The organism is Streptomyces sp. SID5910 (genome assembly GCF_009862125.1).
Taxonomy (GTDB): domain Bacteria; phylum Actinomycetota; class Actinomycetes; order Streptomycetales; family Streptomycetaceae; genus Streptomyces.
Genome location: NZ_WWHX01000426.1, coordinates 1 through 10,817 on the forward strand (window position 1 = coordinate 1; position 10,817 = coordinate 10,817).

Here is a 10,817-nt window from a genome sequence, read left to right on the forward strand (position 1 = left end):
ACCCTCTCCCCCACCTGGGGCATCTACAGCGGCTACGAACTCTGCGAGAACACCCCCCTGCGCGAGGGCAGCGAGGAATACCTCGACAGCGAGAAGTACCAGCTCAAGCACCGCGACTGGGACGCCGCCGCACGCGAGGGCCGCACCATCGCCCCCCTGATCACCCGCCTCAACACCATCCGGCGCGAGAACCCGGCCCTCCGCCAACTGCGCGATCTGCACTTCCACCACACGGACAAGGAGGAGGTGCCCAGAACGGACATCTGCTCCGCCCCGCCCCGGCGCCACCCGCGCCCCGACGGCCAGGACCGCTACACCATCAGCGAGGTCGTCGCCTTCACCGGCCTGACGGCCCACACCCTGCGCTGGTACGAGCGGATCGGCCTGATGTCCTCCATCGACCGCTCGCACACCGGGCAGCGCCGCTACAGCAACCGCGACCTCGACTGGCTCGACTTCGTCGGCAAGCTGCGCATGACCGGCATGCCGGTCGCCGACATGGTCCGGTACGCGGAACTGGTCCGCGAGGGCGAGAGCACCTACCTCGACCGCCGCGAACTCCTGGAGTCCACCCGCCGCGACGTCCTGACCCGCATAGCGGAACTCCAGGACACCCTCGCGGTACTCGACCGCAAAATCAGCTTCTACGGAGACGCCGGCCGCGCCTGCGAAGGCAGGGAGTAGAGGGCGACTCTGTCGGACGCCGGGGACGGCAACGCCGCCAGGGGCGCGGGGAACTGCGCGACCAGCCACCCACCACCCGCACCCGGCAACGAAACCGAACCCGGCAGACGCTAAAGCTCCGCCAACAGTTCCGCCTTCTTCGAGGAGAACTCCTCGTCCGTCACCAGCCCCTGCTGATGCAGCTCCCCGAGATGCCGGATCCGCTCGGCGATGTCCGCCGGGTCCCGCCGGGGCGCCGGCACCGGCACCGGCGTCCCCGCACCCTGCGTCCGCACCGCCGCCAGCACCGCCGCCGCGAACGGCAGTGACTCGTGCACCGGCCCGTACCCGAGCCCGAACACGACCGACGCGGGGTCCTGGTCGGCCTGCGGGGCGATCTCCGCGGGGTCGCGCGGCAGCAGCCGCAGGTATCCCTCGAACGCCTCCGGGGAGCGCCACTCCACGCCGCCCAGTCCGGCGACGGCGAAGCTCTGGTCGCCGGCCTTCCACTTCGCCGACGACGCGCCCGTCCAGGACCAGCGGAACGTCACCGCCGTACCGTCGAAGGACGCCTTGCCGTCGTAGGCCTTGAAGTGCAGCGGTGCCTCGGGCGCCGCCACCAGGTACCGCTCGGTCCTGCCGGTCTCGCCCAGCAGCCCGCGCAGCTCGTCGGCGTAGTACTCGGCGAGGGTCTCCCGCTCGGCGGGCAGCACCAGCCGGTACGGGTCGCAGCCCTCCTTGAGCTGACCGGCCGCCGCCTCCATCAGCGGGTCGGCGCCGGGGCGCGGCTCGGCGCGCAGCACGACGGTGCCGCGCCTGCCGGGCGTCAGCGTCACCCCGGCGAGCGCCTCCAGCGGGACGCGGCGTTCCCCGAGAGCCTGGAACAGCTTGGGTGTTCGAATCCCCCGTTCGTAGCGGATGAGCACGGAGTCGGACTCGAACTCCCAGGCGGCATGAAATCCGGCCAGTACGTCACCCATGCGGCTCATCGTATGCGGCACGCGCTTCTTCGTCCCCTCTCCGTGCAAACCGGAGTTTCTGCTCCTCTACGCGCGTCCGGCCGTCACCGCTGCGGACAAACCCACCCGGCAGGCGCCGTCTTCGTGGGCGCAGGCCACTGTGCGGTATGCGCCAACGCCGATCTCGGCGAAGTTCTCCAGGCTCTCCGTGCCCGGCACGAAGTACCCGGCGTGCCCCTGGGCGCCCCGCGCCGACAGCACCCGCGCCCCGAACGCCGCGGACACCGGGTCGGCGCCGTGTCCGAGCCCGCCGAGCTCCAGGTACGGCACGTCCTGGATCCAGTCGTCGGCGTCCCGCATCGACCACACGTGGGCGGAGGTGTGCAGGCCGGAGGCCTTCTGGGCCCGCATGCCGGGGCTGCCGGCCACGGCGATGTCGCTGACCCGGGCGGGCAGCGCGTCGGCGGCGACGCCGCACACCACCGAGCCGTAGCTGTGGCAGAACAGCGAGACGGGCGCCCGGCCCGGCAGCGCCCGCACCAGCGCGTTCAGCCGGACGGCGCCGCGCTCGGCGCGGTTCGCGGTGGCCGCCTCCATGCCGAGGCCGCTGGGGGAGGTGTAGTCGGCCCAGGCGATCACGGCCGTACGCGTGGCCGGGCTCGCCGCGCGTTCGGCCGCGTACAGCGACTCGGCCATGCCGGCGGGCGCCGAGTACTTGCGGTCGGTGCGCTGGAAGGTCAGCAGCTCGGTGTCCACGCCGGGGACGACGACGGACACGCGTTCGGCGCGGTCCAGGTCTCCGAACACCTCGGCGATCCGGCCGGAGCCCGCCGGGTCGAAGGCGAGGATGTGCCGGCCGGGGGCGAGCAGCGAGTCGTAGCGGTGCACGCGTTCCCCCGCCTCCCGCTGCCCGGCGGGGGAGAGGCGCTTGTCGTGCATGCGCTGGAGTTCGACCGTGCGCGCCTTGCTGAGCGCCGCGTGGTTGGCCCGGTAGCGCAGCTCGACGGGCGCGCCGTTCATGTTGCCGACGGCCAGGGGATAGCGGCGGGCCAGGCTCGCGCGCTGGGCCGGGGTGAGCGAGGTGAAGAAGCGGGACAGCCGGGCGGGGGCCGCCTGCGCGTCGGGCAGCGGGTGTCCGTTCAGCCGGCCGTGCTCCCAGGCCGTGACCGACGCTTCGAGCGCCGTGGGTCCCCGCTGGTTGCGCAGGGCGGTCCAGCCGGTGGTCGCCAGCATCACGAACACCACGGCCAGGGCGAGCAGAGCGCGCCAGACGTTCAGTTGCGGGGAGGTGTCGAAGGAAGTCACTGGGAGGACACACTAGGAGAACGGCGCGGTCTCGCGTGAATCCAGTGACACGGATCACGTTTCGGTCGTGTGCTACGGGGTTGTCCGCCAGCTCCCGGTGAGCGCCGGCCCCACCTGGTCGAGATACGAGGCCGTCAGATCGCGCAGTGCCGCGAGACCGGCGTCGTCGTCCCGTGCCGACCAGATCCGCTCGGTGACCCGCATCACCGCGCCGAAGACGGCCACGACCACGCGCGGCCGCGGATCGGCGTCCAGGTCCAGGCCCTCGCGGTCGGCGACGACACGGGCGATCTCCTCCTCCAGCTCGGTCGCGCGCCGCAGGTGGGCGGCGAGCAGCGCGGGCGTCGACTCGATCACCCGGTAGAACCGCATGTGCAGTTCGAGCGGCACGAGCTGCTCGACGGCGTCGCCGATGGTGTCCCAGCTCTCCACCAGGGCGCCGCGCAGCGCGTCCAGCGGCGCCTCGCCGGGCGGCCGGCGGCGTACGGCGGCGAGGAAGTGCGACTCGGCGAGCCGGGAGACGAAGAAGGCCACCTCCTCCTTGCTCGCGAAGTAGCGGAAGAAGGTGCGCTGCGACACGTCGGCGGCCTCGGCGATGTCGTCGACGGTCGTCTCCTCGTAGCCGCGCTCGGTGAACAGCTCCAGGGCGGAGCGCAGCAGCGTGTCCCGGGTGCGCTGCTTCTTGCGTTCGCGCAGGCCCGGCCGGGGGGCCGCCTGGGTCCCCGCCGCCGCCGTCGGCGTGTCCGCCGTCTTCAAGAGGTGTCTCCTCGTCTCCCGTTCGCGCAGTTCAGACCGGGTTCAGGTTATAAGGGAACGTCTTGTCAGTTACTGACTGATGAAATGGATTGTCAACTGTCAGCGGCTGTCACTAGCCTCGAAGGTATGACTAGTCAGACCACCATCGACAAGACCGGACCGGGGGACGGGCCTCCCACGCCGTCGGAGGCGACGCCCGCCTCGGGGCTGCGCGGCCACCCGTGGGCCACCCTCGTCACCGTCGCGGTCGGCGTCATGATGGTGGCCCTGGACGGCACCATCGTGGCCATCGCCAACCCGGCCATCGGCAAGGACCTGGGCGCCAGCCTCTCCCAGCTCCAGTGGATCACCAACGCCTACTTCCTCGCCCTCGCGGTCGCCCTGATCACCGCTGGCAAGCTCGGTGACCGCTTCGGCCACCGGCAGACCTTCCTCATCGGCGTGGCGGGCTTCGCCGCCGCCTCCGGTGCCATCGGGCTGTCCGACAGCATCGCGATGGTCATCACCTTCCGGGTCTTCCAGGGCCTGTTCGGCGCGCTGCTCATGCCGGCCGCGCTCGGTCTGCTGCGGGCCACCTTCCCGGCCGAGAAGCTCAACATGGCCATCGGCATCTGGGGCATGGTCATCGGTGCGTCCACGGCGGGCGGCCCGATCCTGGGCGGTGTGCTGGTCGAGCACGTCAACTGGCAGTCGGTGTTCTTCATCAACGTGCCGGTCGGCGTCCTCGCGCTGGTGCTCGGCGCGCTGATCCTGCTGGACCACCGGGCCGAGAACGCCCCGCGGTCCTTCGACATCCCCGGCATCGTCCTGCTGTCGGCCTCGATGTTCTTCCTCGTCTGGGCGCTCATCAAGGCCCCGGACTGGGGCTGGGGATCCGGCCGGACGTGGCTGTTCGTGGTGGTGTCCCTGCTGGGCTTCACCCTGTTCGCCCTCTGGGAGAACAGGGTCCGCGAGCCGCTGATCCCGCTCACGATGTTCCGTTCGGTGCCGCTGTCGGCGGGTGTCGTCCTGATGGTCCTGATGGCCATCGCCTTCATGGGCGGCCTGTTCTTCGTCACCTTCTACCTCCAGAACGTGCACGGCATGAGCCCGATCGACGCCGGTCTGCATCTGCTCCCGCTCACCGGCATGATGATCGTCGCCTCGCCGCTGGCCGGCGCGGCGATCACCAAGGTCGGTCCGCGCATTCCGCTCGCGGGCGGCATGGCGTTCACCGCGGTCGCCATGTACGGCATGTCCACGCTGGAGACGGACACCGGCAGCCTGGTGATGTCCGTCTGGTTCGCGCTGCTCGGCCTCGGTCTCGCGCCCGTCATGGTCGGCGCCACGGAGGTCATCGTCGGCAACGCGCCGATGGAGCTGTCCGGCGTGGCCGGCGGCCTCCAGCAGGCCGCGATGCAGATCGGCGGCAGCCTCGGCACGGCCGTGCTGGGCGCCGTGATGGCGTCCAAGGTCGACAGCGACCTGCCGGGCAACTGGGCGGACGCGGGGCTCCCCCCGCTGACGCCGGACCAGCTCACGCAGGCCTCCGAGGCGGTCCAGGTCGGCGCCGCCCCGGTCGCCGAGGGCACCCCCGCCCCGATCGCCGCGAAGATCGCGGACGTCGCGCACGACACCTTCATCTCCGGCATGAGCCTCGCGTCGCTCGTCGCCGCGGGTGTCGCCGCCGTGGCGGTGCTGGTCGCGTTCCTCACCAAGCGCGGTGACAACGCCGAGGCCGGCGCGGGCGTGGGCCACATCTGACGGAGGGTCCGGATCTGACGGAGGGTCCGGTCCCGTCGCCCGGTTCCTCCATCAGGGTGACGGGACCGGCGAACCCTCCCCGCCCGAGGGCCCCGCAGGTCACAGTGGGTCAAGTCCTCCGCAGAGCATGGGGGACGAGAGGCTGCGGCGCGCTGCCGGAGGGGGGCAGCGCGCGGGCAGCACATCGCGGAGGGATTGTCCAGCCGAACGCGGGTACTCGCACATCAACCCGAGATGAACCCGAACTCGACGAGTGGTTCTGGGAGTTGATGATGGCGAGCTTTGGACACGGAACGCGCAAGAGCCCCCGCTCACCTGGCCGGACGTGGTCACGGACCGGGCCGGACCGCGCGACGCTCGGCATCGTCGGAGTCGTCTGCGCCGTCGCGGGATTCTTCACGCTGGGGATCATCCTCGGCCCCGCCGCGATGGTCTGCGGATGGCTCGCCATGGGGCGCAGCTGGGCGGGATCCCGCCCGGTTCCGGCGGTGGTCGCCCTCGCCCTGGGTGCCATCGACACGCTCCTGGCGATCATCTGGCTCGCGGGATCGGCCGGCATGAACAACGGCATGCTCTGACCGGCCGGCGAGCCCGACGCCGAGCAGGACACGAGGAGGGCCCCCGGCAGCGCCGGGGGCCCTCCTCATGGCGTGACCGCCGCTACGCGTCGCCGCCCGCGACCCCGGGGTCGGCCGCCGTCACGTCGAGCAGCCGGTACCGGTCGACCGCCTGCTTCAGCACCGACCGGTCGATCTTGCCCTCCCGGGCCAGCTCGGTCAGCACCCCCACCACGATCGACTCCGCGTCGATGTGGAAGAAGCGCCGCGCCGCGCCCCGCGTGTCCGCGAAGCCCCAGCCGTCGGCGCCCAGCGACTGGTACGTCCCCGGCACCCACCGCGCGATCTGGTCCGGCACCGACCGCATCCAGTCGGACACCGCCACGAACGGCCCCTGCGCGCCCGCCAGTTTCCGCGTCACCCACGGCACCCGCTGCTCCTCCTCGGGGTGCAGCAGATTGTGCTCCTCGCACGCCACCGCCTCGCGGCGCAGCTCGTTCCAGGAGGTCGCCGACCACACGTCGGCCCGCACGTTCCACTCGTCGGCGAGGATCCGCTGTGCCTCCAGGGCCCACGGCACCGCGACACCGGACGCCATGATCTGCGCCGGGATCGCGCCGCCCGTGCCCGCGCTGAAGCGGTGGATGCCCTTGAGGATGCCCTCGACGTCCACGTTCTCGGGCTCGGCCGGGTGGCGGATGGGCTCGTTGTAGACGGTGAGGTAGTAGAAGACGTCCTCGCCGTGCGGGTGCTGCTCGTCCGAGCCGTACATCCGGCGCAGGCCGTCCCTGACGATGTGCGCGATCTCGAAGCCGAAGGCCGGGTCGTACGCCACGCACGCCGGGTTGGTGGAGGCCAGCAGCTGCGAGTGGCCGTCCGCGTGCTGGAGGCCCTCACCGGTCAGCGTCGTACGCCCCGCGGTCGCGCCCAGCACGAAACCGCGCGCAAGCTGGTCGCCCATCTGCCAGAACTGGTCACCGGTGCGCTGGAAACCGAACATCGAGTAGAAGACGTAGACCGGGATGAGCGGTTCGCCGTGCGTCGCGTAGGCCGAGCCGGCCGCGATCAGGGAGGCCGTGCAGCCCGCCTCGGAGATGCCGTCGTGCAGCATCTGCCCGTTCGGCGCCTCCTTGTAGGCGAGCAGCAGGTCCCGGTCGACCGACTCGTACTGCTGGCCGAGCGGGTTGTAGATCTTCGCACTCGGGAAGAACGAGTCCATGCCGAACGTGCGGTACTCGTCGGGCGCGATCAGCACGAAGCGCTTGCCGAGCTCCTTGTCCCGCATGAGGTCCTTCAGCAGCCGCACGAAGGCCATCGTCGTCGCGATGGACTGCTGGCCCGAGCCCTTCTTCACGGTCGCGTACGCCTTGTCGTCCGGCAGGGCGAGCGGCTTCGACCGTACGACGCGGGTCGGCACGTAGCCGCCGAGGCCGAGCCGGCGGTCGTGCATGTACTGGATCTCCTCCGTGTCCCGGCCCGGGTGGTAGTACGGCGGCGCGCCGGACTCCAGCTCCTTGTCGGAGATCGGCAGGTGCAGCCGGTCGCGGAAGCGCTTGAGGTCGTCGACCGTCAGCTTCTTCATCTGGTGCGTGGCGTTGCGGCCCTCGAAGTTCGGCCCGAGCGTCCAGCCCTTGATCGTCTTGGCCAGGATGACCGTCGGCTGGCCCTTGTGCTCCAGCGCCGCCTTGTACGCCGCGAAGATCTTCCGGTGGTCGTGTCCGCCGCGGCCCAGGTGCAGGATCTGGTCGTCGGTCATGTTCTCGACCATCGCGCGCAGCCGGTGGTCGTCGCCGAAGAAGTGGTCGCGGATGTACGCGCCGGACTCGGTGGCGTAGGTCTGGAACTGGCCGTCCGGGGTCGTGTTCATCCGGTTGACCAGCACGCCGTCGCGGTCCTGGGCCAGCAGCGGGTCCCAGGTGCGGTCCCACACCAGCTTGATCACGTTCCAGCCGGCGCCGCGGAAGATCGACTCCAGCTCCTGGATGATCTTGCCGTTGCCGCGCACCGGGCCGTCCAGGCGCTGGAGGTTGCAGTTGACGACGAAGGTCAGGTTGTCCAGGCCCTCGCGGGCGGCGATGGACAGCTGGCCCAGCGACTCCGGCTCGTCCATCTCGCCGTCGCCGAGGAAGGCCCACACGTGCGACTTCGAGGTGTCCGCGATGCCGCGCGCGTGCATGTAGCGGTTCATCCGCGCCTGGTAGATCGCGCCGATCGGGCCGAGGCCCATCGAGACCGTCGGGAACTCCCAGAAGTCCGGCATCGACCGCGGGTGCGGGTACGACGACAGCATGTACGGCGCCTTGGACTTCTCCTGGCGGAAGCCGTCCAGGTGCTGCTCGGTCAGCCGGTCCAGCAGGTACGCGCGCGCGTAGATGCCCGGCGAGGCGTGCCCCTGGAAGAAGACCTGGTCGCCGCCGTCGCCCTCGTCCTTGCCGCGGAAGAAGTGGTTGAAGCCCACGTCGTACAGCGAGGCGGAGGAGGCGAAGGTGGCGATGTGGCCGCCGACGCCGATGCCGGGCCGCTGCGCGCGCGAGACCATCACGGCGGCGTTCCACCGGGTGGCGTTGAGGATCTTGCGCTCGATCTCCTCGTTGCCCGGGAAGAACGGCTCGCTCTTGGTCGGGATGGTGTTGACGTAGTCCGTGCTGCGCATCTCGGGCACGGCCACGCGCTTCTCGCGGGCCCGCTCGATCAGCCGCAGCATCAGATAGCGGGCCCGCTCCCGGCCCCGCTCGTCGACGGCGGCGTCCAGGGAGTCGAGCCACTCCTGGGTTTCCTCGGGGTCGAAGTCAGGAACCTGACTCGGCAGGCCGCCAATGATGATCGGATTGCGATCGGATGCGGAAGCCACGCTGTTCCTTCGCTGTCGAGGGCCACTGGTGCCGGGTGTCTGCGCCGATTCCCCATCGTCTACCTCGCGGAGGCAAACGTCATCTGTACCGTGGGGTAACCGGTTCTCCCGTGAGAGCCGGGGGCACGTTCATTCGAGTCTCGTACCCACGCATGGTTCCCAAATACGCAAACGGGGCACAAGGGTGTGGTGTACGTCACCTTTGGCTCGGACGGCATGGCTGGAGTTGCGGCGACACGGCCGGGATCGTCACCGTTTCGGCGGTCCCAGTCGCCGGGTACTTGCGCGATCCGTCCCGCCCGTGTGGACTACGGCCAAGCTTCGCGCACGCGCGTGGCTGAAGACATTCACTAAACATGATCAGGAGGCAACCCGTGAGCGCGACCGCGGACCACGCGGAGGAGCGGACGAACCCTGCCGCCAGGCTGGGTTTCCAGCCCGGGCAGGTGGTCCAGGAGATCGGCTACGACGACGACGTCGACCAGGAGCTCCGCGAGGCCATTGAGGGCGCCGTCGAGGGCGAGCTGGTGGACGAGGACTACGAGGACGTGGCCGACGCCGTCGTGCTGTGGTTCCGTGACGACGACGGCGACCTGACGGATGCGCTGGTGGATGCCACCACGTACATCGAGGAGGGCGGGGCGATCCTGCTCCTCACGCCGAAGACCGGCCGTCCCGGTTACGTCGAGGCCAGCGACATCTCCGAAGCCGCGACGACGGCCGGCCTGACGGCGGCCAAGAGCGTCAGCGTCGGCAAGGACTGGAGCGGCAGCCGCCTGGCGACCCCCAAGGCGGCCAAGTCGAAGCGGTAGCCGTTCCGGCACCGCACCGTCCCGGTCCCGGACGGGCCGACCGCCGTCGGCCCGTCCGCGGGTCCGGGATGATCCCTGCGTAGGGTGTTTCCAGCGAATCACCCTTCGAAGGGACGAACAGGACCATGGCGATCCAGGTCGGCGACAAGGCCCCCGACTTCGAACTCAAGGACAACCACGGCGCGACCGTGAAGCTGTCCGACTTCCAGGGCCGGAAGAACGTCGTGCTGCTCTTCTACCCGTTCGCCTTCACCGGCGTGTGCACGGGCGAGCTGTGCGAGGTGCGGGACAACCTGCCGCAGTTCTCCGACCGCGACACCCAGGTGCTCGCCGTCTCCAACGACTCCATCCACACCCTGCGCGTCTTCGGCGAGCAGGAGGGCCTGGAATACCCGCTGCTCTCCGACTTCTGGCCGCACGGCAACGTCTCGCGCGCCTACGGCGTCTTCGACGAGGACAAGGGCTGCGCCGTCCGCGGCACCTTCATCATCGACCGGGAGGGTGTCGTCCGCTGGACCGTCCTCAACGGCCTGCCGGACGCCCGCGACCTCGGCGAGTACGTGAAGGCGCTCGACGCGCTCTGACCGGCCTCCCGCGATTCGCCGGCCACAGGGCCTGCGGCGGACGGGAACCCGTCACTAGGATCGAATCGTTGATCCGACAGCCACAGCACGTCATCCAACGCACTACGGGGCTTCCCGCCCCTGGACACCAAGGGAGGACTCGTGGGAGTCAGCCTCAGCAAGGGCGGCAACGTATCGCTGACCAAGGAGGCCCCGGGACTGACCGCGGTCATCGTCGGTCTGGGCTGGGACGTCCGCACCACGACCGGCACCGACTTCGACCTCGACGCCAGCGCGCTGCTGCTGAACAACTCGGGCAAGGTCAGCGGTGACGCCAACTTCGTCTTCTTCAACAACCTGAAGAGCCCCGACGGCTCCGTCGAGCACACCGGTGACAACATCACGGGTGAGGGCGAGGGCGACGACGAGCAGATCAAGGTCAACCTCGCGGCCGTCCCGGCCGACATCGAGAAGATCGTCTTCCCGGTGTCGATCTACGACGCCGAGAACCGCCAGCAGTCGTTCGGCCAGGTGCGCAACGCGTTCATCCGCGTGGTGAACCAGGCCGGCGAGGCGGAGATCGCCCGCTACGACCTGTCCGAGGACGC

At 70.2% G+C, this 10,817-nt stretch carries 10 protein-coding genes; 6 read left to right on the top strand and 4 right to left on the bottom strand.

Annotated features, from left to right (window positions below):
* Positions 1-216 precede the first annotated feature (216 nt).
* Positions 217-684, top strand: a complete 468-nt coding sequence (locus tag GTW67_RS15050) for a MerR family transcriptional regulator (RefSeq protein WP_237518866.1) — start codon at positions 217-219, stop codon at positions 682-684.
* Between the two features lie 110 nt (positions 685-794).
* On the opposite strand, the gene GTW67_RS15055 is transcribed toward GTW67_RS15050, so the two are convergent.
* The 3 genes from GTW67_RS15055 to GTW67_RS15065 form a co-directional block, all read right to left on the bottom strand.
* Complete coding sequence (locus tag GTW67_RS15055) at positions 795-1,643, bottom strand: DUF4429 domain-containing protein (RefSeq protein ID WP_161165325.1); 849 nt, start codon at positions 1,641-1,643, stop codon at positions 795-797.
* 66 nt (positions 1,644-1,709) lie between these two features.
* Entirely contained in the window at positions 1,710-2,927 is a 1,218-nt protein-coding gene (locus GTW67_RS15060) for an alpha/beta hydrolase (protein ID WP_161165326.1), read from the bottom strand.
* A gap of 72 nt (positions 2,928-2,999) precedes the next feature.
* A complete protein-coding gene (locus GTW67_RS15065; RefSeq protein ID WP_161165327.1) occupies positions 3,000-3,683 on the bottom strand; it encodes a TetR family transcriptional regulator in 684 nt (227 codons plus the stop codon).
* A 126-nt stretch (positions 3,684-3,809) separates the two neighbouring features.
* On the opposite strand from GTW67_RS15065, the gene GTW67_RS15070 reads away from it, so the two are divergent.
* On the top strand, positions 3,810-5,426 hold the full coding sequence (locus GTW67_RS15070) for an MFS transporter (RefSeq protein ID WP_161165328.1): 1,617 nt from the start codon (positions 3,810-3,812) through the stop codon (positions 5,424-5,426).
* A 269-nt stretch (positions 5,427-5,695) separates the two neighbouring features.
* A complete protein-coding gene (locus GTW67_RS15075) occupies positions 5,696-6,004 on the top strand; it encodes a small hydrophobic protein (RefSeq protein ID WP_161165329.1) in 309 nt (102 codons plus the stop codon).
* Positions 6,005-6,086: 82 nt separating this feature from the next.
* On the opposite strand, the gene aceE is transcribed toward GTW67_RS15075, so the two are convergent.
* Complete coding sequence (gene aceE / locus GTW67_RS15080) at positions 6,087-8,834, bottom strand: pyruvate dehydrogenase (acetyl-transferring), homodimeric type (protein WP_161165330.1); 2,748 nt, start codon at positions 8,832-8,834, stop codon at positions 6,087-6,089.
* Positions 8,835-9,208: 374 nt separating this feature from the next.
* Between aceE and GTW67_RS15090 the strand changes: the two genes are divergently transcribed.
* The 3 genes from GTW67_RS15090 to GTW67_RS15100 form a co-directional block, all read left to right on the top strand.
* Complete coding sequence (locus tag GTW67_RS15090; RefSeq protein WP_161165332.1) at positions 9,209-9,646, top strand: DUF3052 domain-containing protein; 438 nt, start codon at positions 9,209-9,211, stop codon at positions 9,644-9,646.
* A 125-nt stretch (positions 9,647-9,771) separates the two neighbouring features.
* Positions 9,772-10,230 carry a peroxiredoxin gene (locus tag GTW67_RS15095; RefSeq protein ID WP_161165333.1) on the top strand — a complete coding sequence of 153 codons (459 nt, stop codon included), beginning with the start codon at positions 9,772-9,774 and terminating at the stop codon, positions 10,228-10,230.
* 141 nt (positions 10,231-10,371) lie between these two features.
* Positions 10,372-10,817: TerD family protein (locus GTW67_RS15100; RefSeq protein WP_161165334.1), on the top strand; the 446-nt coding region annotated here is incomplete at its 3' end.

What these genes read in the sequence shown, in the direction of transcription:
- GTW67_RS15055 (WP_161165325.1), bottom strand. Translation starts at nt 1,643, where the DNA reads ATGGGTGACGTACTGGCCGGATTTCATGCCGCCTGGGAGTTCGAGTCC.
- GTW67_RS15070 (WP_161165328.1), top strand. Translation starts at nt 3,810, where the DNA reads ATGACTAGTCAGACCACCATCGACAAGACCGGACCGGGGGACGGGCCT.
- GTW67_RS15075 (WP_161165329.1), top strand. Translation starts at nt 5,696, where the DNA reads ATGATGGCGAGCTTTGGACACGGAACGCGCAAGAGCCCCCGCTCACCT.
- GTW67_RS15095 (WP_161165333.1), top strand. Translation starts at nt 9,772, where the DNA reads ATGGCGATCCAGGTCGGCGACAAGGCCCCCGACTTCGAACTCAAGGAC.